The 23,641-nt window shown below is 66.1% G+C and carries 23 protein-coding genes; 7 read left to right on the forward strand and 16 right to left on the reverse strand.

The window, feature by feature from the left end:
• Positions 1-388: 388 nt before the first annotated feature.
• Positions 389-1,675 (reverse strand): tyrosine--tRNA ligase, encoded by a 1,287-nt coding sequence (tyrS, locus tag D6M19_RS24025; RefSeq protein ID WP_123027785.1) that lies wholly within the window; start codon positions 1,673-1,675, stop codon positions 389-391.
• Between the two features lie 18 nt (positions 1,676-1,693).
• Entirely contained in the window at positions 1,694-2,305 is a 612-nt protein-coding gene (locus D6M19_RS24030) for a DNA-3-methyladenine glycosylase (RefSeq protein WP_123027786.1), read from the reverse strand.
• A 59-nt stretch (positions 2,306-2,364) separates the two neighbouring features.
• Between D6M19_RS24030 and D6M19_RS24035 the strand changes: the two genes are divergently transcribed.
• The 3 genes from D6M19_RS24035 to D6M19_RS24045 are packed head-to-tail and all read left to right on the forward strand — an operon-like array spanning position 2,365 to position 4,500.
• Positions 2,365-3,129, forward strand: a complete 765-nt coding sequence (locus D6M19_RS24035; RefSeq protein WP_123027787.1) for an ABC transporter ATP-binding protein — start codon at positions 2,365-2,367, stop codon at positions 3,127-3,129.
• The gene (locus D6M19_RS24040) at positions 3,063-3,881 is read left to right on the forward strand and encodes an ABC transporter permease (protein ID WP_123027788.1); all 819 of its coding nucleotides are present in this window, start codon (positions 3,063-3,065) and stop codon (positions 3,879-3,881) included. Before D6M19_RS24035 ends, D6M19_RS24040 begins: the two co-directional genes overlap by 67 nt.
• A gap of 4 nt (positions 3,882-3,885) precedes the next feature.
• A complete protein-coding gene (locus D6M19_RS24045; protein ID WP_164478661.1) occupies positions 3,886-4,500 on the forward strand; it encodes a TetR/AcrR family transcriptional regulator in 615 nt (204 codons plus the stop codon).
• A gap of 48 nt (positions 4,501-4,548) precedes the next feature.
• Here D6M19_RS24045 and D6M19_RS24050 read toward each other — a convergent pair whose 3' ends face one another.
• The 3 genes from D6M19_RS24050 to D6M19_RS24060 all read right to left on the reverse strand — a co-directional run bounded on the left by D6M19_RS24050 (position 4,549) and on the right by D6M19_RS24060 (position 8,303).
• Positions 4,549-4,758 (reverse strand): Trm112 family protein, encoded by a 210-nt coding sequence (locus D6M19_RS24050; RefSeq protein ID WP_123027789.1) that lies wholly within the window; start codon positions 4,756-4,758, stop codon positions 4,549-4,551.
• 7 nt (positions 4,759-4,765) lie between these two features.
• Positions 4,766-5,251 carry a hypothetical protein gene (locus D6M19_RS24055; protein WP_123027790.1) on the reverse strand — a complete coding sequence of 162 codons (486 nt, stop codon included), beginning with the start codon at positions 5,249-5,251 and terminating at the stop codon, positions 4,766-4,768.
• Positions 5,252-5,336: 85 nt separating this feature from the next.
• On the reverse strand, positions 5,337-8,303 hold the full coding sequence (locus D6M19_RS24060) for an acyl-CoA synthetase (RefSeq protein WP_123027863.1): 2,967 nt from the start codon (positions 8,301-8,303) through the stop codon (positions 5,337-5,339).
• Between the two features lie 85 nt (positions 8,304-8,388).
• Here D6M19_RS24060 and D6M19_RS24065 point away from each other — a divergent pair, with 85 nt between their 5' ends.
• Both D6M19_RS24065 and D6M19_RS24070 read left to right on the forward strand, forming a co-directional pair.
• The gene (locus D6M19_RS24065; protein ID WP_123027791.1) at positions 8,389-10,137 is read left to right on the forward strand and encodes an ABC-F family ATP-binding cassette domain-containing protein; all 1,749 of its coding nucleotides are present in this window, start codon (positions 8,389-8,391) and stop codon (positions 10,135-10,137) included.
• A gap of 43 nt (positions 10,138-10,180) precedes the next feature.
• Positions 10,181-11,482 carry a hypothetical protein gene (locus D6M19_RS24070; RefSeq protein WP_234835019.1) on the forward strand — a complete coding sequence of 434 codons (1,302 nt, stop codon included), beginning with the start codon at positions 10,181-10,183 and terminating at the stop codon, positions 11,480-11,482.
• On the opposite strand, the gene D6M19_RS24075 is transcribed toward D6M19_RS24070, so the two are convergent.
• Genes D6M19_RS24075 through D6M19_RS24085 form a run of 3 tightly spaced genes read right to left on the reverse strand, consistent with a single transcriptional unit; the run spans position 11,460 to position 13,134 of the window.
• Entirely contained in the window at positions 11,460-11,969 is a 510-nt protein-coding gene (locus tag D6M19_RS24075; protein WP_234835020.1) for a hypothetical protein, read from the reverse strand. The genes D6M19_RS24070 and D6M19_RS24075 overlap by 23 nt on opposite strands.
• Positions 11,966-12,535 carry a hypothetical protein gene (locus D6M19_RS24080; protein ID WP_123027792.1) on the reverse strand — a complete coding sequence of 190 codons (570 nt, stop codon included), beginning with the start codon at positions 12,533-12,535 and terminating at the stop codon, positions 11,966-11,968. The genes D6M19_RS24075 and D6M19_RS24080 overlap by 4 nt, the downstream gene beginning before the upstream one ends.
• Complete coding sequence (locus tag D6M19_RS24085; protein ID WP_234835021.1) at positions 12,532-13,134, reverse strand: hypothetical protein; 603 nt, start codon at positions 13,132-13,134, stop codon at positions 12,532-12,534. The genes D6M19_RS24080 and D6M19_RS24085 overlap by 4 nt, the downstream gene beginning before the upstream one ends.
• A 55-nt stretch (positions 13,135-13,189) precedes the next feature.
• On the opposite strand from D6M19_RS24085, the gene D6M19_RS24090 reads away from it, so the two are divergent.
• Entirely contained in the window at positions 13,190-13,975 is a 786-nt protein-coding gene (locus tag D6M19_RS24090) for an alpha/beta hydrolase (protein WP_123027793.1), read from the forward strand.
• Here the strand turns inward: D6M19_RS24090 and argH are convergent.
• From argH to argC, 8 genes are read right to left on the reverse strand one after another with little or no spacing between them, the layout of a single operon-like run.
• On the reverse strand, positions 13,970-15,361 hold the full coding sequence (gene argH / locus D6M19_RS24095) for an argininosuccinate lyase (protein WP_123027794.1): 1,392 nt from the start codon (positions 15,359-15,361) through the stop codon (positions 13,970-13,972). The two genes, D6M19_RS24090 and argH, sit on opposite strands and share 6 nt — an antisense overlap.
• Positions 15,358-16,554 (reverse strand): argininosuccinate synthase, encoded by a 1,197-nt coding sequence (locus D6M19_RS24100; protein WP_123027795.1) that lies wholly within the window; start codon positions 16,552-16,554, stop codon positions 15,358-15,360. The genes argH and D6M19_RS24100 overlap by 4 nt, the downstream gene beginning before the upstream one ends.
• Before the next feature lie 26 nt (positions 16,555-16,580).
• The gene (locus tag D6M19_RS24105) at positions 16,581-17,078 is read right to left on the reverse strand and encodes an arginine repressor (protein ID WP_123027796.1); all 498 of its coding nucleotides are present in this window, start codon (positions 17,076-17,078) and stop codon (positions 16,581-16,583) included.
• The gene (argF, locus tag D6M19_RS24110; RefSeq protein ID WP_123027797.1) at positions 17,075-17,998 is read right to left on the reverse strand and encodes an ornithine carbamoyltransferase; all 924 of its coding nucleotides are present in this window, start codon (positions 17,996-17,998) and stop codon (positions 17,075-17,077) included. The genes D6M19_RS24105 and argF overlap by 4 nt, the downstream gene beginning before the upstream one ends.
• Positions 17,998-19,164 (reverse strand): acetylornithine transaminase, encoded by a 1,167-nt coding sequence (locus tag D6M19_RS24115; protein ID WP_123027798.1) that lies wholly within the window; start codon positions 19,162-19,164, stop codon positions 17,998-18,000. The genes argF and D6M19_RS24115 overlap by 1 nt, the downstream gene beginning before the upstream one ends.
• Complete coding sequence (argB, locus tag D6M19_RS24120) at positions 19,161-20,033, reverse strand: acetylglutamate kinase (protein ID WP_123027799.1); 873 nt, start codon at positions 20,031-20,033, stop codon at positions 19,161-19,163. The genes D6M19_RS24115 and argB overlap by 4 nt, the downstream gene beginning before the upstream one ends.
• Positions 20,030-21,244: a bifunctional glutamate N-acetyltransferase/amino-acid acetyltransferase ArgJ gene (gene argJ, locus D6M19_RS24125; protein ID WP_123027800.1), complete on the reverse strand. Its 1,215-nt coding sequence runs from the start codon at positions 21,242-21,244 to the stop codon at positions 20,030-20,032. Before argJ ends, argB begins: the two co-directional genes overlap by 4 nt.
• On the reverse strand, positions 21,241-22,275 hold the full coding sequence (argC, locus tag D6M19_RS24130) for an N-acetyl-gamma-glutamyl-phosphate reductase (RefSeq protein ID WP_123027801.1): 1,035 nt from the start codon (positions 22,273-22,275) through the stop codon (positions 21,241-21,243). Before argC ends, argJ begins: the two co-directional genes overlap by 4 nt.
• A gap of 156 nt (positions 22,276-22,431) precedes the next feature.
• On the opposite strand from argC, the gene lhgO reads away from it, so the two are divergent.
• Positions 22,432-23,640: an L-2-hydroxyglutarate dehydrogenase gene (lhgO, locus tag D6M19_RS24135; protein ID WP_123027802.1), complete on the forward strand. Its 1,209-nt coding sequence runs from the start codon at positions 22,432-22,434 to the stop codon at positions 23,638-23,640.
• Position 23,641: the final 1 nt, after the last annotated feature.

A 23,641-nucleotide genomic window follows, 5' to 3' on the forward strand; every position in this document is an offset into this window, starting at 1 on the left:
CAACCAGTCAAAACTGGCACAAAAACAAACCACACCCCCTAAACGGGAAAAAGAGAGCATGGCAAAAACAAAAACAACAAACAAAAACCACCAAACACACTATTGAGTTCTCAAACAACACACCCGTTCCGCCCGCGCGACCAAACCCGCGGCAAGAGCCGCGTGCTAGTAGTGCGGACGTTCGGGAACCCCACCGAAGTGGAGCTTCCCTCTGGGACGCCGTCGCGCTCAGCGGCCGGACCGCGTCGCGACGACTTCAACAAGTTACGTGAGGGAAAACTCGGAGTCAAATGGGCTGATAGGCGGCATATCTCGACGATTCCGCTCATCGTGCGCACTACCCACACGCCGCTCCTCGCGCGCGCAGTCGTGCGTCAGCTCCGACGGATCAACCAACGCGGACGACGCCAGCAATATTCCGCTTCCCCCGCCGAAGCACCAACCATCGGTCGTGCAGGAAGTCTGACGGCTGCGGCGTCCAGTCGTCGCTCTCGACGCGGACGTTGTTCACGTAGGCACCGCCCTCGGCGACCGCGCGCCGGGCCGCGCCCTTGCTGTCGACCAACCCGCTGGCCACCAGCAGGTCGGTGATGCTGTTCGATCCGTCCGGCCCGAGCTCCGCGACATGGCTGTTGCTTGCCTCGCGCAACGCGGCAGCCAGCGTCGGCTCATCGAGTTGGCCGAGCTCAGCTCGCCCGAACAGCGCCTGGCTGGCGTGTTCGACAGCGGAGCACTGCGCCTCCCCGTGGACCAGGGTGGTGAGCTCTTGTGCCAGCCTGCGCTGGGCCGCCCGCTCATGTGGACGTTCGGTCGTTGCCTGCTCGAGTTCGGCCAGGTCCTCGCGCGACAGGAACGTGAACCATTTCAAGTACGGGATCGCATCGGCATCGGCCGTATTGAAGAAGTACTGATACCAGGCGTACGGGCTCGTCATCTCCGGGTCCAGCCATAGGCTGCCGCCGCCTGTCGACTTACCGAACTTCTTGCCCTCCGAATCGGTCACCAACGGCGTGGTCAGCGCATGAACCGTGACACCCTGCTTCTGTCGCACCAGCCGCACTCCGGCGATGATGTTCCCCCACTGATCCGAACCGCCGATCTGCAGGGCGCAGCCGTAGCGCTGATTGAGTTCGACGTAGTCGTTGGCCTGCAACAGCATGTAGCTGAATTCGGTGTAGGAGATGCCCTCCCCCTCGAGGCGGCGCCGCACCGTGTCGCGGTCGAGCATCACGTTGACCGAGAAGTGCTTTCCGACGTCGCGCAGGAACTCGATCGCACGCATGTCGCCGGTCCACGTCAGGTTGTTCTCGACGACTGCGCCGGACTGCGAGTCGTCGAAGTCGACGAAGCGTTCGAGCTGACGGCGGATGCGGCCCGACCAGTCGGCCACGGTGGACTCGTCGTGCATCGTGCGTTCCCCGGTGTCCCTGGGATCACCGATCATTCCGGTTGCGCCGCCTGCCAGCACGATCGGGCGATGGCCGGCCTGCTGGAACCGACGCAGCGTCAGCAGAGGGATGAGGTGTCCGGCGTGCAGACTTGGCGCCGTCGGGTCGAATCCCGAATAGACGGTGACGGGCCCCGCGGAGAGCTGGTCTCCCAGCGCATCACGGTCGGTCGACTGGGCAATCAGCCCTCGCCAGTCCAACTCGTCGAGGATGTTCGACGTTCCCATGGACTCGATCTTCCCGTATCAATCGCTCTGACCGGGCGCCGGTGCCCGTGGACTGCGGCGGTAAAGGGAAACCTCGGGGCGACCGGCCAGCCAAAATCGCCACGGTCGATCGGCGGCTTGGCTGACTCCGACCCGCGGCCCCTCGGCTGCGCGACGTTCCTCCGACAAAGTCAGGCGCACCGGGCTCCGACGGTCGAAAAGGTCAATTCCGTTGTCGTCCATCGTGATTCCCAGCGCGGAGCAGAGGTTGCCCGGGCCACGGGCAAGGGCAGCGGGACGCACCGCCTCGCCGCGGCGACCTCCCGCTACCTCGAGTCCGGACTCGACAGCCGCAGCCCGCAGCAGGACGGCCCCCGCGACTCCATCGAAGCCGCAGACGACATTGCCGCAGACGTGAATGCCATGGCTGCGGTAGGTGTACATCCGGCCCGCCGGCCCGAACATGACCGTATTGCGCCCGCGTTGTCCGCGGAATGAGTGCGACGCGGCGTCTGGCCACGGGCCGTCCAGGGGGCCGCCGTATGCCTCCACCTCGACAATCATCGCGGTCACTTCGCGCCCGATCAGCGTGGCCCCCAGTAGCCGGCGGGCCGCCTCAACCGGGTCGCCAGGCAGAAGTTTCGCGGTCACCGTGGCGATTCTGCCTACGACCCTTGACACACCCAAGCCCTGGGAGCATTATTCATCGCATGATGACTTCATCGAGTGATGAATTACTGAGACGGGGAGTCGAACCGGCCGTCGTCATCGAGCATCTGCGGGTTGTCCGCGGCAAGCGCCCGGCCATCCACGACCTTTCGGTGCAGATCGCGCGCGGCTCGATCACCGGCTTGCTCGGGCCTTCGGGCTGCGGAAAGACCACGCTGATGCGCAGCATCGTCGGGACCCAAATCATCAACGAGGGCAGCGTCTCGGTGCTCGGACACCCGGCAGGCTCCGCTCCCCTACGTAGACGCGTCGGCTATATGCCGCAGGCGCCGACCATCTACGATGATCTGCGCATCGTCGACAATGTCCGCTACTTCGGCTCGCTGTACGGCATGGACTCCACTTCCGCCGACGAAGCCATCACCGCGGTCGGCCTCGACGACCATCGAACGGCGTTGTGTAGCAATCTGTCCGGTGGCCAACGCACTCGCGTATCGCTGGCATGCGCGCTGGTGGCCGCGCCGGATCTGCTGGTGCTGGACGAACCCACCGTCGGCCTGGATCCCGTGCTACGCGTGGACCTGTGGCAGCAGTTCCACCAACTCGCAAGGCGCGGAACGACATTGCTCGTCTCCAGCCATGTCATGGACGAGGCCGATCACTGCGGCGATCTGTTGCTCATGCGGGACGGCCACCTGCTCGCCCACACCACGCCACGGAACCTACGAGAGGACACGGGATGTCAATCACTGGAGGAAGCGTTTCTGTCCGTCATCCGGCACACCACCGCAGCCGCAGCAAGCTGAGCCCGCAGAGTTATCTCGCCACCACCGGGCGAATCCTGCGTCAGCTCGCGGCGGACCACCGCAGTGTCGCGATGATTCTTGTCGTACCCAGCCTCATCATCACGCTGATGTACTTCATGTTCCAGAACGCCCCGCATCGGCCTGGCGCTCCGACACCGTTCGACAACGCCTGTCTGATCATGCTCGGGCTGTTCCCCCTGATCATCATGTTCCTGATCACGTCGATAACCATGCAACGGGAACGTGTTTCGGGGACGTTGGAGCGGATCCTGACCACGCCCCTGCGGCAACTCGACCTGCTGGCCGCCTACGGCACCGCGTTCTCGGTCGCGGCGGCAGCACAGGCAACCCTCGCTTGCATCGTGTCGTTCTGGCTACTTGGCCTCGATACCTCAGGCAGCCCGACCCTGGTGTTCATCATTGCGATCATCAACGCCATACTCGGTGTGGGGCTGGGCCTGTTGTGCAGCGCGTTCGCCCGCACCGAGTTCCAGGCGGTTCAGTTCATGCCCGTGGTTATCGTGCCCCAGCTGCTGCTGTGCGGCATCATCGTGCCCCGCGATGTATTACCAGACTGGCTGCAATGGATCAGCAATGTCATGCCCGCCAGTTACGCTTTGGAGGCGCTGCAGCAGGTCGGCGCTCACCCGGACCTGACGACGATCGCGTTGCGGGATATCGCCGTGGTGATCGGCTTTGCGGTCATCGCGATGTGCCTCGCCGCTGCGACGCTACGACGAAGGACACCGTAGGAGCTTGACAACCAACACCGAGCGCAAACGTCCCGGCCGACCGCCCGGCGCGTCCGACACGCGCGAGCGCATCCTTGCCAGTGCTCGAGAGCTGTTCGCCCGCAACGGGATCGACAAGACGTCGATTCGCGCAATCGCGGCCGATGCCGGCGTGGACCCCGCGCTGGTGCACCACTATTTCGGCACCAAGACGCAGCTGTTCGCGGCCGCCATCCACATCCCGATCGACCCGATGGCGGTGATCGGTCCGCTAAGGGAGATCCCGGTGGACCGGATCGGTTACGTGTTGCCGTCGATCCTGTTGCCGCTCTGGGATTCCGAGCTGGGCAAGGGCTTCATCGCGACGCTGCGCTCGATCCTGGCGGGAAATGACGTATCTCTCGTCCGCTCGTTCCTGCAGGAAGTCATTTCCGCAGAGGTCGGCACGCGGGTGGACAGTCCGCCGGGGACTGGCCGTATCCGCGTTCAGTACGTGGCGTCGCAGCTCGTCGGGGTGGTGATGGCGCGCTACATACTGGAATTGGATCCGTTCCGGTCGCTGCCGGTCGAACAAATCGCCGCGACAATCGCCCCGAACCTGCAGCATTACCTCACCGGCGATCTGCCGGGGTTTGCGTAAGCCCGCCCGCCTTTTCGGCTGAAATGAGCTGAAAATAGATACAGGCGCTCAAGACTTGGCGCGGCTCAACAACCGCTCGTGCTCTGCGTCGTCGGTCACCGCGGCGGCTTCGTCGACGAGCAGCACCGGGATACCGTGCTCGATCCGGTATGCGCGGCGCAGTCGCGGGTTGTAGAGCAGTTCGTCATCGCCGATCAAGAGCAGCGGCCCCCGGTCATCGGGACAGACCAGAATGCTCAGCAGTTTGTCGTCTAGCAACGCGAGATCAGCCGGGGTAGGGCATGATCGTGCCGCCCTGATCGAACGGCGCAGGCGCCCCGCCGATGGAGAAGCCCCCGCCGCCGTCGGCCTGTTGAGCTGCCGCCTGCGCCTGGATCCTGCGCTGGTAGGCGACGGTCGCCTTTAGAGCCTCCACAAGGGGCGCCTGGTTCGGCCGCTTCTCCAACGCCTCGATGATCGCGGTCTGGTTCGCCTTCGACGGCCTGAAGCCGAGATTGCGCAGCACCAGCACCTCGTGGACGAAGTTGGACAGCTGACCACCGCCGGCACCCAGGTCGTAGTCCTGCTGGATTATGGCGAGGGCCTGATCGCCCGTCATCGCCGGCTGCGCAGGGGCCTCGGTATCGGTGCTTTCATCGTCCCCTGGAGCGGCGAAGGCCGTCGGCGCGCCGATACCTGCGAACAGAGCGCCCGCGACCATGCCGCCAGCAAGGGCACCGACCAAGCGGCGCCGACCGTTCTGCGATGTCATCGATCCTCCAGTGCGTTGGCTCAAGTTGATCGTGCTCCCCACATGCGCTGCGAGCCTAACAGCGCGTCGGACACCCAGCACGACCTCAGTGTTCGTCGCCGAGGATCTCGGCGCGTACCGCGGCCGTAAGTCTTTTGTATTTATTGGTATCCGTATCCAGGTACCAGGCGTTACGGGACGGCTTCGGAATGCCCATCGCGCGCAGTTGGCTGATCAGCGGTCGATACGACGCGCTGAGCGCCATTTCCTGGACCACATGCACGATGTCGGGGGCCGCGCCGACCGGTAGATCTGCCAGCGCTTCGGACAGGTCGCCCGCCGCGACGCTGCCGCCGGGGCGCAGCGCGAGAGCGCTGACCGCGATCCGCTGGCCGCCGGATTCGACGGCGTAGGTCACCGACATGTCCACCGCGTCGATCCCGCCGATGGCGTCGTCGACGGGTGAGGCGTACACCGGTCCGCGCTCGCCGCGGATGACCAGGCTGCGGTTGTCCACCAACCAGTAGTCGCCGTCCTGATCACGCCGGAACAGGTACTCGGTGGAGACCCAGGTGTCCGCCGGGGAAAAGACACCGCGCTTGACGGATGCCGTCGGGTCGATCGGCCCGCGAGGGTGAGCCAGCATGACGCCCACTTCGTTGGTCTCGGCCTTACGCACGAAGCCGCGGTCGTCCTCGAGGATCAAGTCATCTTCGGCGTCGTATGCCGCGAGTTCGACGTCGCCGCCGCCGGGCAACGGCCTTCCCTTGCTGCCGATCTTTGCCCCGGACACATTGGCCAACACCGCCTGACCGTCGGTGGTGGCGAAGAACTCGACCACATGGGCAGGCCCGAAGATCTCGACCACGCGTTTCCAGAGTCCGGTCGGCATGCCCGAGCCGATGAACAGCCGTACCGGGTGATTGCCGCTCAGCGCGAAGGAAGGATCGTCGATCACCTCGCGAAGCATGGCCCAGGTGTAGGACACCACGGTCACGCCGTACTGGCGGATCTCTTGAACGAACCTGTCGGACACCAGGCCGCGCGACAACGCGATCCGGGCCCCGCCGACCACCGCGCCGCCCAGGGCCACCAGCAGTCCGGACTGGTGATGCAGAGGCGTGAGGCAGTAAACCGTGTCATTGCGGCCGAGGTTGGCCGCCGAGGCGGTGCCGAACGCCGACAGCGCCCAGCGGAAGTTGGTGATCTGGCGAGGGAGAACTTGTCCGCCCACCGTGCTGAACGCGACAAACGCAAGGTCGCGGGCCAACCCGGGGTTGGGCCGGTACCACCCGGGCAGGTCCACTTCGTCCGGGTCGATCTGCTCCATGTCAACGACATCGGCGTCGTCCACCAGATGCAGATCGCGCGACTCACCGCCGCCGAGGACCAGCACCCGCATGGACAGCCCGCGCGCGGCTTCGAGGTTGCTCGGGTCGGCGATGATGTCGGACACCGAACCGAGCCGAACGACGGTCGCCAGATCGACGTCGGGCGGCATCAGCACCGCGACCGCGCCGAGTCGAGACAACGCTGCGATCGCCACCAGCGCGCTGGGCCGCGTCTCCATCAGCACACCGATGTGCGCGCCCTGTCGGACGCCGGCCTCGATCAGGCCTCGCACCACGTTGTTGATGCGGCGGTCGACCGCCTCGTAGGTGTGGACCCGCCCGTCGAACAACAGGCACTCGCCGTTGGGTGCGTCACGCGCCTGCTCGGACATGATGCGGCCAAGCGACATGCGGGTGTGGTCATTGATCTGACCCAGCCGGGCCAGCCTTGGCAGCGTGCGGACCGTTTCGACAGCCAGCGCGCGGGCCGATTTGTTGGCGGCCACGAGCGCGCCTGCGGCCGATCGGGCCATGGTGAAAGCCATCTCACCGGCCGCAGTGGCGCCGTGCGCGAGCCGGGATGCCAACGGCACGCCGCTTTCGCTGGTCGCCGACGGCTGAAGCGCCATCGGGGCGACGCCATCGGGCAGGTCCGCGTCCCCGTCGATCGATTTCACCCATTGCGCCACTGTCGGCCACGTCTGCGTCGCCGCTTTTGATCCCACCACAAGACCGAAATGGCCTGCGCGGATGAGGTATTCGTACACGTCGGCCTGGGGGGCTGCGCGCTTGATGCCGCGCACCGAAGCCGGCTGGCCGATGTCGTCGACCTCGCCGACCACTGCCAGTACCGGGCAGTTGATGTCGCTCAACGTCACCAGATCGCCGTGGATGGCGAAGCCGCCGGTCATCATGCGGTTGTGGGCGATGAACTGTTTGAGCAGTTCGGCGATCGCGGGGCCGGACCAGGCGATCCATCCCTCGGACGCCAGGAATCGCCGCTGCTGCTCGCGGGGCAGCAGCGCCTCGCGGTCATGCAGCTGGCGCAGGAAGTCGAGGCGCGATTGCGCGGTCTTGATGGGGTCGAGCATCTGGAACCCGGTGCGCGCCAGCCAGCTGGGGATGTCGATGCGGCTGAAGACATGGTCGGCCATGAAGTCGGCGGCACCGGCGGCCAAGCCGGCTGGCAGGTTCATCGGCAGGGCGGCCAGCGTGTCGACCGGCGAGCCGAAGGCGACAATGCTGGCGAGGTCCTTCGACCGGCGGAACGCCGCGGTCTGGTAGCAGAACATCCCGCCCTGCGAATAGCCGGCCAGGTGGACGTCGCGGCCGGTGGTCTCCTTGACGGTGTCGATGGCCTCGCTGAGGGCCACCACGTGGTCGGCAAGGTTGCGCTGCATACCGCCTTCGACCTTGTCGGGCTCGCCGAAGTCGATGACCCACGGGTCGATGCCAGCACCGTGCAGAATGCCGACGGCGCCCTCGTTGCGGGTGACGTCCCACATGTCGGCAGACATCATCATCGGGTGCACCATGAGGACCGGCGGCCCCGGTGGTTTCGAGCCGGGCCGGGTGTCGGGCGGGAAGTACCGGCGAAGCCGGTACATCGGCACGCTTTCGATGATCTGGAACGGCGACGGAACCGCGCCGGTCTCCAGGCCGCCGTAGCGCAAGACTTCCAGACCGTTCTGCGCCGTGGCCACCAGTCGACCCACTGGCCTCGTTATTGCCGAAAGGTCCACCACCGGCGGTTCCCCTCTAGTCACACCCGTATCCCCTGATTGCCGAGGTCATCATGGCACAGCGCCCGCCTATCATCGGCGGCTGATGGCGAACTTGATCAACGTCGAACGAGCGACGGTCGGCTACGGCACCCGCACACTGCTGGCCGCCGTCAGCCTCGGCGTCGACGAAGGTGACGCGATCGGCGTGGTCGGCCGCAACGGCGACGGCAAGTCCACGCTGCTCCAGGTGCTGACCGAAGCCCGCGGGCCCGACTCAGGGCGAGTCACCCACACGTCGGGGCTGTCGGTGGGCTATCTGCGTCAAAGCGACGACTTCGCCGCCGGGTCAACCGTCCGAGAGGTCATCGTCGGCGGGCGGGCCGACCACATTTGGGCCGCCGAACCCGATACGCGTGCAGTGGTCGAGCACCTCCTGGCCGCGGTGGACCTCGACAGCGGCGTCGCAGACCTGTCCGGCGGTGAGCGGCGCCGGGTCGCGCTGGCCGCCGTCCTGATCGCCGGACACGACGTGCTGGTGCTCGACGAGCCCACCAACCATCTCGACGTCGAGGTGATCGGCTGGCTCGCCGAGCACCTTTCCGGGCTGCGATCTCAGGCTCTCGTGGTGGTCAGCCACGACCGCTGGTTCCTCGATGCCGTCACCACGAGCACATGGGAGGTGCACGACGGCGCCGTCGACGCCTATGAGGGCGGCTACGCCGCGTACGTGCTGGCCCGCGCGGAACGAATGCGGCTGGCTGCCGGGACGGAGGCTCGGCGCAGGAACCTCATGCGCAAGGAGTTGGCGTGGCTGCGCCGCGGTCCGCCCGCGCGGACGTCGAAACCGAAGTTCCGTATCCAAGCGGCGAACGATCTCATCGCCAACGAACCGCCGCCGCGGGATTCGCTTGTGCTGCAGCGGTTCGCTACGACACGGTTGGGCAAGGACGTGTTCGATCTGCACCGGTTGCGGCTGGAAGTCGGCGATCGCGTCATCCTCGAGGCGACCGACTGGTCCATCGGGCCGGGTGCGAGGATCGGACTGGTCGGTGTCAACGGCACCGGCAAGACGTCGGTGCTGCGGCTTCTCGCTGGTGAATTGCAGCCAACGGCGGGCACGATCAAACGCGGCTCAACGCTGCACATCGGATATCTCAGCCAGGCGCTGGCCGAGATGACGGATGCGGATCGGGTGATCGATGCCGTCGAAAACCGGCGCCGCATCAGCCAATTGGCGGGCGGGCGGGAAATCAGCGCAGACACCCTGCTGAAGGACTTCGGCTTCACCGGCGACAAGCTCATCGCGAAAATCACCGACCTTTCGGGAGGCGAGCGCCGCCGGTTGCAGTTCCTGCGCATCCTGCTCGACGAGCCCAATGTGCTGCTGCTCGACGAGCCGACCAACGACCTCGACATCGACACGCTGACCGTCATCGAGGACTACCTCGACGATTGGCCGGGCACGTTGATCGTCGTCACCCACGACCGGTACTTCCTCGAGCGCGTCACCGACGTCACGTATGCACTCACCGGCGCAGGGCGCGCCGACCTGCTGCCAGGCGGCATCGAGCAGTATCTCGCCGACCGCGAAGCGGCCGAACCCCCGCCGAGCCGCCAAGAGCCGCAGCGCTCGGAGTCGGCGTCGGCACGCGAGCGACGTACCGGCAAGGAGATGGCCCGCATCGAAGGGCAACTCGCCAAGCTCGACGAACGCATCGCCGCCATGCACGAAGCGATGGCGGAAGCTGCCGCAGATCACGTCAAGCTGGGTGAGCTCAACAACGAACTCAATGATTTGTTGGCAACCAAGGAATCGCTCGAAGAAGCCTGGTTGACCGCAGCGGAGGACTGACACTCACCAGGTGCCCGGCAACCCGTGCCGATCCGCTTACGATATGGCGGTGCGCGACCTGCTGCGGCCATTCGTTCTCTGGTGGCGCCACTTCCCCCAACTCGCCGCGCTCTACCTGCTCGGCTGGCTCGGCCGTAGGGGCGCCATCGAACTGGCCGCCTATGTCGGCTGGGACAACGACGTCTGGGCCTCGCTGATCATGCCGTTCGCCGGCCTGGCCCGGCTCGGTTCGTACGTGGCAATGTTCCTGGTACTGCGCTCCGCCATTCCCGCGCTTGCTGCGCTGCCGCGACGTTCGGCGCGCACCGTCGATGTTTTCGCCAACATCGTCGTCCCGTTCTTCGCCATCTATCTGGCGTGGAAGCTGTTCGCAGAGGATTGGCTCGACTACGAGTCGGCCGCGTTGACTTATCGGCTCGGTCACTCGATGACACGGGCGCTTGAGACCGGTGAGACGACTGGTCTGCATCCAGACCAGCTGCCGATCAGCGGCGTCACGTGGATCATCATCGCCTCCGCTCTGGTCCTGCGTTATGTTCTCGGCAAGTTCAAGGAGAGCTTGCCGGGCTGGGTCATCGCGGTGCGCGTCTATGTCGACGCACTGTGGGTCTTTCTCACCGTCAGTTTTGCGGCCAGCCAGGGCGCCGGCTTCCTCATCAACCCGATGGGGTGGATAGGCGAGCGCCGAATTGTCGTGTGGGCCAACACTACCCGCGCCAACCTGTTCTCTCATTTTCAGCCGCTGGAGGCACTGTGGGATGCCGCGATGTCGGTGTTGCGCACGGCGTTCGGCGGTGCCACGATCCCACTGCTATGGCTTGCCGTCGCCGGGATCATCTATGGCGTTTCCATGCCGGACTGGCGGGGCGCCGCTCGCCGCGTCGTCGGTGACCACGCCGACAAGGTGTTCGAGCGCGCCGCCGCCGGACGGAAGAGATTCACCGAGAGGGGATGGCGAGTCGACCAGACCGTCGGCGAGAGGATTCGCGAATGGGCGCGCACCAGGATGGGCAACTACGGCACCATCGTCGATTCGGCGCGGCTGATTCTGCACGGTGGCGTGCTGGGTTTGGCGCTGTACGTCTTCGGTTATCTCGGGTTGGCGTGGCTGGACATGGCGGGCGCCTTCTACCGCCCGGAGGTTGGCGCAGGGTACCTATTCCGTTTCATCGCATGGCTTTTCGGCCCGCATACTATTGAGTTCTGGATTGACTTCTACGACACGATCGCGCTGATCTCGCACGTGATTATCGAATCGCTACGGATCTGCCTGATCGCCTCGACCGTCGCTTACTGTCTCGAACAGGTGCGGACGGACGAGGCTACAGCAGCAAGCGCACCGTGATGGAGCCGTCGAACGCGGTTATGTCCATCGCTGTGGGAACCGCATCCTTGGGCAGTAGGAACGTGAATTGAAGTAGCCCCGGTTGGCTGCACAGACTGGTCACTCCGTCGGTCGGAGGCGGCGAAAATCCACCGATGTTCTCGGCCTTCCATCGGCGTTCCCCGTCGGTGATGACTCCGTAGCAGACTTCGTCTTTCACCGGCCCGGAGCGGTCGACGGTGACGACGGTCAGCACCGTGCCCGCAGGCAGTTCCGGTCCGTAGCTGAGTGGGTTGCGGTTCAGGTGCTTGACCGAGTCGATCTTCCAGGTCTGGTCCCCGGCCGAGCCGGTTTGCCCCTTGGCCACAACGGTGGCCGGAACGACGGTGTGGCGATACGTGGCCCACTGGTCACCCAGAATGGTTGTGATGATGACGCCGGTGGCGATCGCGGCAACCACTGCGCCGATGAGGTTTCGCACCCACAGTGCGGACAGTCGTCCCCTCATGAGGCGCTCCTCTCCGGTTTCTTCAGCGTGACGGTGTCGACCCTGCTGAAGCGTGAACCCTCGAGCGGAATCCGAATGGCCAGACGAGAATCCAGCCTCCCGTCGCCGACCGAGACGTGGAGGGTCATCGGGTAGGACGAGCCTGGTGCAACGAGCGCAGGTGCCACGTCGAACACCCACGAGCCGCGCAGGGTTATCCCGGGGCTGATCTCGCCCATCAGTGTGTCGAAGAAGAACACATCGCTCGGCGAGTAGGTGTTGGGCCCGACGACCAACTCGCTGCGCGGCAATTCGGTGCGTCGGGTGCCCTCGAGCGCCGTGTTGACCACCACCCAGATCCCGGCAGGCTTGACGGAGTTCACCTCGGGGGCGATGCGAACACTGGTCACGGTCGCCGTAACGGCGCGCCCTGTCGCGGGCGCTCCCGCTTCGGCGTGGACGTCGAATGGCCCGAGCACATCGGTTGGTGTTGGCAGGTGCCGCCAGACGACGGCGGCCGCCGCGACGGTGACGACAACGCCGACAGCCGCCAGCACACCGCGCGCGTTCGGGCTCCGCGGCTTCACGCCGACTCCTTGACCGGCACGACAACCTGGCCGTAGTTGTCGGTGTCCATCCACTCCTTAGTGCTGCCGACGACCATCAGCTGCGTGTACTGCTTCTTCCAAACCCGGATCGTCACCGACTCGAGGGACGCAGCGGCCGAGTCCGGGAGTAGCCAGGCGAACACCAGTTGCTCGGTGAGTCCTGGGCCGAGCGTCTGGATCGCCGAACCGTCGCGATACCGGAAGGCGCCGAAGAACTCGCCTCCGGATACCTCGCGAAGATCCAGTTGGTCACGGAGGCGTCCGGGCACGGTGCCGTCGTTGCGCAACGTGGCGACAACACCGAGGTACACCTTCCCCGGTTTCGCGGTTCCGTAGGTGCCTTTCAGCTCGTCGACCAGCCTCGCACGGTCAATGGTGACCATGAACTCGCCGTCGCTGAACTCTTCGCCGGGTTTGAACGGGGTGACTTGCGTGTCGACCGTCTGCAGGCCACCGAACGCGGCGGTCGCGGCGAGCACCAGCAGAAGCGCGATCCGCCTCGTCTGGGCAGATGTCAAGCGCGCGAACCACTGGCTCCACCGATTGGTCTGCTGGACGGGGACGGGAGGTTGGCCCATGTTGCTGGATCGTAGTGGCAACCGACGTGCCCGCCATGTACTAGCGTCTGCGGCGATGCTCGAGGTCATCGACAAGGGACATTGCACCGCGGCTCATCCCGCGCCGCTGTTGTTCGTTCACGGTGAGTGGCATTCGGCATGGTGCTGGGACGCGCATTTCTTGGATTTCTTCGCCGAACGTGGTTTTCGGGCCGTCGCGATCAGCCTTCGAGCTCACGGAAAGAGCGCCACCTCCCAGCCCCTGCGCACCTGTTCGATCGCCGACTACGTCGACGACGTGACAACCGCAGCCGATCAGCTCGACGCCCGACCGGTTATCGTCGCCCACTCCATGGGTGGGTTCGTGACACAGAAGTTCCTGCAGACCTACCACGCGCCTGCCTGCGTCCTGATGGCCTCCGCGCCACCGCAGGGCACGTTGCGGGCCGCGCTGCGGATGTTCAGGCGCCACCCGTTTACGGTCACGAGGGCGAACACGGCCGGCAGCACCGTCGACGCCGTGGGAACGCCTTCGCTGGCGCGTGACCACCTTTTCTGCGCCAAGACACCGGAAAGCGTCGTCACCGATTGCGTAGCGCGCCTTCAACCCGAGAGCGCGCTGGCAATACGCGAGATGATGTTCGGCGATCGGCCTGATCCTTCGCGAGTGACCACGCCGATCATGGTGCTCGGCGCCGTCGCAGACCGTGCATTCACTCAGGACGAAATACGCGCCACCGCAAGCGCTTACAACACCCAGCCGCAGTTCTTCGGGGATATGGGCCACAACATGATGCTGGAGCCAGGGTGGCTGGCGGTGGCCGAACAGATCATCCGTTGGCTCGGCCACCGCGGCTTATAGCCGGGCCCGGAGCGCCTCGGCGGTGTCTCGAACAACACCCAGCTGTTTGGCGACCTGGATCGGTGCCGTACCGCCGCGCGCGTCGCGAGAGTTCACCGAACCCTCGATGGTGAGCACCTCGCGGACATCGGGTGTCAGCTCGGGATGAATGCCCGCCAGTTCGGCGTCCGCCAGATCCTCGAGCCCCACTCCACGTGCCTCTGCGGCACGTACGGCCGCACCTGCCGCCTCATGGGCTACCCGGAACGGCACTCCCCTGCGCACGAGCCACTCTGCGATATCGGTCGCCAACGTATAGCCGAGCGGCGCGAGCTCGGCCATCCGGTCGACGTCGAAGCGCAGGGTCGCGACCAGGCCGGCCATCGCGGGAAGCAACAGCTCCAGCTGTGCCACCGAGTCGAACACCGGCTCCTTGTCCTCCTGCAGATCCCGGTTGTACGCCAGCGGCTGCGCCTTCAGCGTCGCCAACAAACCGGTCAGGTTTCCGATCAGCCTGCCCGATTTGCCGCGTGCCAGTTCCGCAATGTCGGGGTTCTTCTTCTGCGGCATGATCGAGCTGCCCGTCGACCACGAGTCGTGCAGGGTGACATAGCCGAACTCCGTTGTACTCCACAGGATGATGTCCTCGGCCAGCCGCGAAAGGTCGACGCCGATCATGGTGAACACGAACGCGGCCTCTGCGGCGAAGTCACGGGCCGCGGTGGCATCCACCGAATTGTCTGCGGCGGCGCTGAATCCGAGTTCCTCGGCGATGGCGTCCGGGTCGAGGTTCAGCGACGAACCTGCCAGCGCTCCTGCGCCGTAGGGCGATATCGCCGCGCGCTCATCGAAGTCGATCAGCCGGTCCACATCGCGCAGCAACGGATGCGCGTGGGCCAGCAGGTGATGGGCCAGCAGGATCGGTTGCGCCGACTGTAGATGTGTCTTGCCTGGCATGATTGCCGTCGGATGCGCGGCGGCCTGGGCGGCAAGGGCCGACACCACCTCGAAAGCACCATCGGCGACCCGGCGAACAGCGTCGCGCAACCAGAGTCGAAACAGCGTGGCCACCTGGTCGTTTCGCGACCGGCCTGCCCGCAGCCTGCCACCGAGATCATCGCCGACCCGGTCGATCAGGCCACGCTCTAATGCCCCGTGCACGTCCTCGTCGGTGACGAGCGGCAGGAAACTGCCGTCGGCCACGTCCTCCCCGAGGCTGTCCAGGCCGGCCAGCAGGCCGTCGCGCTGCTCCTCGGTCAGCAGCCCTGCCCGAAACAGCACCCGGGCATGCGCCTTCGACGCGGTGACGTCGTATGGCGCGAGGACCCAGTCGAAATGGGTGGACTTGCTCAGCGCGGCGAGCGCATCCGACGGGCCGTCCGAGAACCGACCGCCCCACAACGTCACTTCTGGTCCCGGCGCGCAGCGATTTTGGACGACAGGCCGTGCACGTGCACAAACCCCTTGGCCGCGGACTGATCGAAGGTGTCGCCCTCGTCGTAGGTGGCGAGGTTGAAGTCGTAGAGCGACTCGGAGCTGCGCCGCCCGTTGACGGCGATGTGCCCGCCGTGCAGCACCATCCGGATCTCCCCGGACACGTGCTCCTGGGTGTCGGCGACAAACGCCTCCAGCGCCCGCTTCAGGGGCGAGAACCACAGACCGTCGTAAACCAGCTCGCCCCAACGCTGGTCGGTCTGCCGCTTGAAGCGGCCCACTTCGCGTTCCAGCGTGACGTGTTCGAGCTCGGTGTGCCCGGTGATCAACACCATCGCGCCGGGCGCCTCGTAGATCTCGCGGCTCTTGATGCCGACGAGCCGGTCCTCCACCACATCGAGCCTGCCGACGCCCTGCTCGCCCGCGCGACGATTCAGCTCCTCGATGGCCTGCAGCACCGTCACCCGCCTGCCGTCGATCGAAACCGGCACGCCCGCCTCGTATCCGACAATCACCTCGTCGGGTGAGCTCCAGTTGACGGTCGGGTCCTCGGTGTAGTCGTAGACGTCCTTGGTCGGCGCATTCCACAGGTGTTCCAGGAAGCCGGTCTCCACGGCACGACCCCAAACATTCTGGTCGATGGAGAACGGCGAGCGCTTGCTGACGTTGATCGGGATCGCGTTCTCCTCCGCGAACGCGATGGCCTTCTCCCGCGTCCATGCATAATCGCGGACCGGTGCCAGCACCTCCAGATCCGGTGCCAGTGAACCGAATCCAACCTCGAAACGCACTTGGTCGTTGCCCTTGCCGGTGCAGCCGTGGGCGACGATGCCGCCGCCGTACTGGCGTGCCGCAGAAACCAGGTGTTTGACGATCAGCGGCCTACTGAGGGCCGACACCAGCGGGTAGCGGTCCATGTAGAGCGCGTTGGACTTGATGGCGGGCAGGCAGTATTCGTCGGCGAACTCATCGCGCGCGTCGATCACGATGGCCTCGACGGCACCGCAGTCCAGCGCACGCTGTCGCACCACCTCCATGTCCTCGCCGCCCTGACCGAGGTCGATCGCGACGGCGACGACCTCGCTACCGGTCTCCTTGCCGATCCAGCTGATCGCAACTGAGGTGTCCAGACCGCCGGAATACGCGAGGATGACGCGCTCGGACATGTAACCAATCTCCTTTGATAACAGCTCTATTGAAGGTGCTCGATGCGGGAGGCCAGTTCAGCGCCGGTCATCGGCTCACGGGCGACCACGAAGATGGTGTCGTCGCCTGCGATCGTGCCGACGACGTACGTGAGGGCCGCGCGGTCGATCGCGCTGGCCAGGTATTGCGCCGCCCCCGGTGGCGTGCGCAGCACGGCGATGTTGCCGCTGGCGTCTGTCGATGTCAACAGGTCACCCAGCATCCGAGACAGTCGGTCGGTGCCGCCGGAGACGCCGCGCACCGGGCTGCCGTCCTCCGGCACAACGTAGACGCCGACGCCACCGTCGGCGGCGCGCAGCTTGACCGCACCCAACTCGTCGAGGTCGCGCGACAGCGTCGCCTGGGTGACCTCGATTCCCTCCGCCGCCAGCATCGCGGCCAGTTCGGTTTGGCTACGTACCGAATTCGACGACAAGATCGCGACGATGCGGGCTTGCCTGCCTGCACGGGTACCGCTGATTTCAGGAGCCTTGCCTGCGGTCATGATCGCTCCAGCAGCCATACCAGCAGCGCCTTCTGCGCGTGCAACCGGTTCTCCGCCTCATCCCACACCGCGCTGTGCAGACCGTCGATGACCTCGTCGGTGATTTCGTGACCACGGTGGGCGGGAAGGCAGTGCAGCACAACCGCATCGGGGTCGGCGAGGTTCAGCAACTCGGCGTTGACCTGATACGGCTTGAACGGCGCGATCCGGTCGAGTCCGTCGTCCTCCTGGCCCATCGACGTCCAGGTATCGGTGACCAGCACGTCGGCCCCCGCCGCGGCCCTGGCGGCATCGCTGGTGATCGTCACCGAAGCACCGGTCAGCTGCGCCCGCTTCTCGGCGGCGCCAACGAACTGCTTGTTCGGTTCGAAGCCGGACGGAGCGGCGACGGTTACGTCGATGCCCGCCGTGACGCCGCCCAGCATCAGCGAATGGGCCATGTTGTTGGCCCCGTCGCCGAAGTACGTCAGCCGCAACCCCTTCAGTTCGCCTTTGCGTTCGGCGAGCGTCTGAAGGTCGGCCAGCACCTGGCAGGGATGGAACTCGTCAGAGAGCGCGTTGACGATCGGCACGCTCGCTCCTGAGGCCATCGATGTGAGCCGCTCCTGGCCGAAGGTGCGCCAGACGATCGCCTCGACATAGCGGGACAACACCTTTCCGGTGTCTTCGAGTGTCTCGTCGCGGCCGAGCTGCGTGTTTCGGCCGTCGACGACGACAGCGTGGCCGCCGAGCTGTGCGATGCCGACCTCGAACGAGAACCGGGTGCGGGTGGAGTTCTTGTCGAAGATGACCGCGATCCCCCGCGGGCCCTCAAGCGGCCTGCGGGAGAACGGGGCGGATTTCAGTTCCGCGGCCAACGCCAGCACCTCGGCCTGCTCGGCCGGTGAGAGGTCGTCGTCGCGCAGAAAATGGCGGGACATCACGTCACCGCCGTGTCCAGGACGCCGGGCAGCGCGGTGAGGAACTCGGCGATCTGCGCCTCGGTGATGACCAGCGGCGGGGCCAGCCGGATCAGGTCGGGCGCAGCGGCGTTGACAAGGAAGCCGGCGTCGCGGGCGGCGGCCTCCACGGTCTTGGCTTCGGGTGCGCTCAGCGCGATTCCGCGCAGCAGCCCGCGGCCCCTGACGTGGTCGACGAGGGGGTGGCGCAGCGCCTCGATGCCGTGGTGCAGGGTCTTGCCGAGCACGTCGGCGCGGGACACCAGGTCATCGTCGGCCAGCACCCGCAGCACCGCCAACGCCGCTGCGGCACAGACCGGGTTGCCGCCAAACGTGCTGCCGTGCAGCCCGGGGGTCAGTAGACCGCCGACCGGCCCGACGGCAATGCATGCACCGATCGGCAAGCCACCGCCGAGTCCCTTGGCGAGGGTGACGATGTCGGGCGTGATGCCATCGTGTTGGTGGGCGAAGAACGTTCCGGTGCGGCCCATTCCGGTCTGCACCTCGTCGAGGACCAGAAGTGCGCCTCGGGTTGTCGATAGCTCGCGGGCGGCTACCAGGTAGCCGTCGGGCGGCACGACCACACCGGCCTCCCCCATGATCGGCTCCAGGAAGACCGCGGCGGTCGAATCATCGACCGCTTCTGCCAAAGCAGCGACATCCCCGTAAGGCACATGCACAACGTCGCCGGGCAGCGGGGCGAACGGCTCCTGCTTGGCGGGTTGCCCGGTCAAAGCCAGTGAGCCCATCGTGCGCCCGTGGAAAGCGCCCTGCGCGGCGACGATTTTCGTACGCCCTGTCAGCCGGGTGATCTTGAAGGCGACTTCATTGGCCTCGGTGCCCGAGTTACACAGGAACACCCGCGCATCGGCGCCCAGCAGGCCGACGAGCGCCTCGGCCAGCGCGATTCCGGGTTCGGTCGCATAGAAGTTCGAGGTGTGGCCAAGCGTGTTCATCTGGGTGGTGACGGCTTCGATGACGGCGGGGTGCCGGTGGCCGAGAACGTTCACCGCGATGCCGCCGAGCAGGTCGATGTAGGACTTGCCGTTCTCATCGGTGACCACGGCGCCCTCCCCGCTGGCCAGCGCAATGGCCGGGGTGCCGTAGTTGTTCATCATCACGCTTTCCCAGCGCTGTTGGAGCGTCACGCATTCACCACCTTGGTGCCGGTTCCTTCATCGGTGAACAACTCGACCAACACGCAATGCTCGACGCGTCCGTCGATGACGTGGGCGCTGGGCACACCGCCGCCGACGGCCCGCATGCAGGCCTCGATCTTGGGCACCATGCCCGCCTCCAGTGTCGGCATCAGTTGCGCCAGCGCCGCGACGTCGATCTCGCTCACCAGCGAGCCACGGTCGGGCCAACTGGTGTAGAGACCTTCGACATCTGTGAGCATCAGCAGTTTTTCAGCGGCGAGGGCTTCAGCCAAGGCCGCTGCAGCGGTATCCGCGTTGATGTTGTGCACCACACCGTCGACATCGGGGGCGATGGTGGACACCACCGGAATGCGGCCTGCAGCAATGAGATCGAGGACCGCCTCGGTGTTCACCCGCTCCACATCGCCGACCAGGCCGATGTCGGTGGCCACCCCGTCGACGGTGACGCTGCGCCGCACAGCGGTGAACAGTTGAGCGTCTTCACCGGTGATGCCGACGGCGTAGGGCCCGTGCATGTTGATCAGGTTCACCAGCTCGCGACCGACCTGACCGAACAGCACCATCCGCGCAACATCGAGCACTTCGGGTGTCGTGACGCGGAAGCCGCCCTTGAAATCGCCTGCGATGCCTAGCCGTTTCAGCATCGCGCTGATCTGCGGCCCGCCGCCGTGCACGACGACGGGATGGATACCGCAGTTGCGCATGAAGACCATGTCCGCGGCGAAGGCGCTTCGCAGCGAATCGTCGGTCATCGCGTTCCCGCCGTATTTGACCACGACGATCTTGCCGTGGAGTTGTTTGAGCCACGGTAATGCCGACGCAAGCACGTCCGCCTTGGTCTGCGTGGAAGCCGTCATGAGCTGTATGCCGAGTTCTCTTCGACGTACGCGTGTGACAGGTCGGTCGTACGGATCGCGGCGCTGTCACCGCCGATGCCGAGGTCGATTGTGACCTCGATGTCGTCACCGGACAGGTCGACGTCCCGCGCACCGGCTGCACCGACGCCGTCGACGCAGACCGGGAAACCGTTGAAGGACACGCTGATCCGCTCGGGGTCGAGCCGGACCGGGGCCATGCCGACCGCGGCGAGTACGCGGCCCCAGTTGGCGTCGGAGCCGAACAACGCGGTCTTGACGAGGCTGTCGCGGGCGACGACGCGCGCCGCCGTCAAGGCGTCCGCCTCGTTGGCCGCGCCGGCAACGGTGACCACGATCCGCTTGGTGACCCCCTCCGCGTCGGCCTGCAGTTGCGCACACAGGTCGTCGCACACCCGCAGCACGGCCGCGTCGAGGTCATCCTGGCTCGGCGCGATCGCACTTGCCCCCGACGCCAAGACCAAGATGGTGTCGTTCGTCGAGCAGCTGCCGTCGACGTCGAGCCGATCGAACGTCAGGCCACTCGCCTTGCGCAATGCATGATCCAGTGCGGCCGCGTCGGCGACCGCGTCGGTGGTGATGACGCACAGCATGGTCGCCAATGACGGAGCGAGCATGCCGGCGCCCTTCGCCATCCCGCCGACCGTCCAGTTGTCGGAGTGGTGCAGCGCAACCTGTTTGGGCACCTTGTCGGTGGTCATGATGGCCCTGGCGGCCTCCTCGCCGCCGGTCAGCCCGCCTGCCATCTCGTGCACGATCTCGGTGACACCGGACAACACCTTGTCCATGGGTAGCCGATCACCGATCAAACCCGTTGAACACACCGCGATTTCGATCGCGCCCGTATCGGTGCCCCAGTCCGAGAGGGCGGCGGCGACTGCCTCGGCGGTGGCATGGCTGTCCTGGAAGCCGCCGGGGCCGGTACACGCGTTCGCGCCGCCGGAGTTGAGGATCACGGCGCGCAGCCGCCCGGTGGTCATCACCTGTTGGGTCCACAGCACCGGCGCGGCTTTGACCTGGTTGCGGGTGAACACGCCTGCGGCGCCGTAGTCCGGGCCCTCGTTGAACACCAGCGCCATGTCGAGTGCACCAGAGGCCTTGAGGCCCGCGGCAATACCGGTGGCGCGGAATCCCTCTGGCGCGGTGACGCCCTGCGTGCGCACCAGCCGTGTCGTGCTCGCAGTTTCTGTCACGGCGCCACTCCCACGATCGAAAGTCCTTCGGTCTCGGGCCAACCGAGGGCGAGGTTCATCGACTGGACGGCTGCCCCGCCAGTGCCCTTGACCAGGTTGTCGATCGCGGCGATCGCGATGAACACTCCTGCATCGTCGTCGACGGCGACCGCGAGTTGTGCGGCGTTGCTGCCGATCACCGCACCGGTCTTTGGCAGCTGGCCTTCCGGTAGCAGATGCACGAAAGGTTCGGAATCGTAGGCTTTCTCATACGCTGCACGCAGCTGCGACAACGGCGCATCCGTGCGGGCGGTGCACGTCGCGAGGATGCCCCGCGACGTCGGTATCAGCACAGGGGTGAACGAGACCGTCACATTCTTGTCGGTGACGGCGCGCAGACCCTGCGCGATCTCGGGAGTGTGCCGGTGCTTGCCGCCGACGTTGTACGCACGGGCCGACCCGATCACCTCGGAGCCAAGGAGATCAACCTTGGCCGCGCGTCCGGCACCGGATGTGCCGCTGACCGCGACGACGGTCACCGCGGGTTCCACGAGGTCCTCGGCAACGGCGGGCAACAACGCCAGCAGCGCCGCGGTGGGATAGCAGCCTGGAACGGCGATCCTGGTGGCACCGCGAAGCCGATCCCGCGCTCCAGGCAGTTCGGGTAGCCCGTATGGCCAGCTTCCCGCGTGGGTCGAACCGTAGAACCGCTCCCACGCCACCGGGTCGGTCAGCCGGAAATCCGCGCCGCAGTCGACGATCACCGTGTCGCTGCTCAGCTGATCGGCGAGCGCCGCGGAGTGGCCGTGCGGCAGCGCGAGGAAAACCACGTCGTGTCCCTCGAGTACCTCGAGGTCGGTGGCTTCCAGCACACGGCCACCGAGCGGCAGCAGGTGCGGATGGTGTTCGGCCAGCGTCGTGCCCGCGCTCGCCGCTGCTGTGAGCGCGCCGATCGTCAGCCGGCCATCGACATATCCCGGGTGACCAAGCAGCAACCGGAGGATCTCCCCACCGGCATAGCCGCTGGCACCGGCCACGGCGACAGAAGTCATGCAGTCGATTCTGCATGTTTATGCAGTGTGGTGCAAACTCACTCTTGTGGTGTTCCCCCGTTGGTCCGCTCGCCGGGTGCTCGGTCGCGGCCCGGCCCGGCTGGTGGTGAGTCCGAACTAGGCTCACTCGATGTGCCCACCCCACTTCCACAACCGGTGACCGACCGGGTCGGTGTGGTCGGTGGCGGCATCCTCGGTGTGGCGGTCGCCCGCGAGATCCTCAAGCGTCGGCCCGACACGGACGTGACGCTGTTCGAGAAGGAGGATCGCCTCGCGTCGCATCAGACAGGAAGAAACAGTGGGGTCGTTCATGCGGGCCTGTACTACGAGCCCGGCTCCAACAAGGCGGTGCTCTGCCGCCGCGGTGTCGGCCTACTCGAAGAGTTCTGCGAGCAACGCGGCATTCGGCGGATCGCCTGCGGGAAGGTGCTCGTCGCGCTCGACGAAGCCGAACGCGCCCGGCTGAACAACATCATCGAGCGGGCACAGGCAAACGGTGTGCCCGGAGTGCGCATCATCGGTCCTGACGAACTGCGCGAGCTGGAACCACATGTGCGTGGCGTCGGCGCCCTGCACTCACCGTCCACGTCGATCGTGAACTTCGCCGAGGTGACGCGGGCGCTCGCAGAAGACGCGGTCGGCGACGGCGCGACGATATTGCTCGGCCACCAGGTCGTGGGCATCCGACCGTCGAGCACCGAGGTGGTGGTAACCGCCGACAGCGCAGGCGGTTCCACCGAGGCGGCATTCGACCGGATCGTGGTCTGCGGCGGACTGCAGAGCGATCGGCTGGCCGAACTGGCCGGCGACGACCCCGACCCGGTGATCATGCCGTTCCGCGGCGAGTACTACGCGCTGAAACCCGAACGGCGCAGCCTGGTGAACGGTCTCGTCTACCCGGTGCCCGACCCTCGCTACCCCTTTCTCGGAGTGCACGTGACGCCCCGCGTCGACGGCGAGGTTCTGATCGGCCCGAACGCCGTGCTCGCCCTCGCCCGCGAGGGGTACACCTGGGGCAAGATCTCGATCCCCGATGTTGTGGAAGTGGCACGCGCACCGGCATTTTGGCGCTTTGCCCGCCGTCATTGGCGCACCGGGATCAGGGAGATGGGTGGGTCGCTGAGCAAGCGGCGGTTCATTGCGGCCGCGCGTGCCTACGTGCCCGAGCTGGGCGACGACGACGTCGTCCCCGGAGTCGCAGGCATTCGCGCGCAGGCGCTCGACTCCGACGGCGGACTCGTCGACGATTTCCGAATCAGCATTCGAGAGCGCGTCGTCCTGCTTCGCAACGCGCCTTCGCCTGCGGCGACGTCGTCGCTTGCCATCGCCGAACACATCGTGACGGCAATCGAGAACGGAAGGTGAT

The organism is Mycolicibacterium stellerae (assembly GCF_003719305.1).
Lineage (GTDB): Bacteria > Actinomycetota > Actinomycetes > Mycobacteriales > Mycobacteriaceae > Mycobacterium > Mycobacterium stellerae.

Excerpts from the sequence above, each read along its gene's own strand:
- D6M19_RS24100 (WP_123027795.1), bottom strand. The coding sequence starts at position 16,554 with ATGTCCGAGCGCGTCATCCTCGCGTATTCCGGCGGTCTGGACACCTCA.
- D6M19_RS24035 (WP_123027787.1), top strand. The coding sequence starts at position 2,365 with ATGATGACTTCATCGAGTGATGAATTACTGAGACGGGGAGTCGAACCG.
- tyrS (WP_123027785.1), bottom strand. The coding sequence starts at position 1,675 with ATGGGAACGTCGAACATCCTCGACGAGTTGGACTGGCGAGGGCTGATT.
- D6M19_RS24065 (WP_123027791.1), top strand. The coding sequence starts at position 8,389 with ATGGCGAACTTGATCAACGTCGAACGAGCGACGGTCGGCTACGGCACC.
- D6M19_RS24105 (WP_123027796.1), bottom strand. The coding sequence starts at position 17,078 with ATGACCGCAGGCAAGGCTCCTGAAATCAGCGGTACCCGTGCAGGCAGG.
- argB (WP_123027799.1), bottom strand. The coding sequence starts at position 20,033 with ATGACGGCTTCCACGCAGACCAAGGCGGACGTGCTTGCGTCGGCATTA.
- D6M19_RS24075 (WP_234835020.1), bottom strand. The coding sequence starts at position 11,969 with ATGAGGGGACGACTGTCCGCACTGTGGGTGCGAAACCTCATCGGCGCA.
- D6M19_RS24090 (WP_123027793.1), top strand. The coding sequence starts at position 13,190 with ATGCTCGAGGTCATCGACAAGGGACATTGCACCGCGGCTCATCCCGCG.
- D6M19_RS24070 (WP_234835019.1), top strand. The coding sequence starts at position 10,181 with ATGGCGGTGCGCGACCTGCTGCGGCCATTCGTTCTCTGGTGGCGCCAC.
- D6M19_RS24040 (WP_123027788.1), top strand. The coding sequence starts at position 3,063 with ATGTCAATCACTGGAGGAAGCGTTTCTGTCCGTCATCCGGCACACCAC.
- argF (WP_123027797.1), bottom strand. The coding sequence starts at position 17,998 with ATGTCCCGCCATTTTCTGCGCGACGACGACCTCTCACCGGCCGAGCAG.
- D6M19_RS24085 (WP_234835021.1), bottom strand. The coding sequence starts at position 13,134 with ATGGGCCAACCTCCCGTCCCCGTCCAGCAGACCAATCGGTGGAGCCAG.
- argC (WP_123027801.1), bottom strand. The coding sequence starts at position 22,275 with ATGACTTCTGTCGCCGTGGCCGGTGCCAGCGGCTATGCCGGTGGGGAG.
- D6M19_RS24055 (WP_123027790.1), bottom strand. The coding sequence starts at position 5,251 with ATGACATCGCAGAACGGTCGGCGCCGCTTGGTCGGTGCCCTTGCTGGC.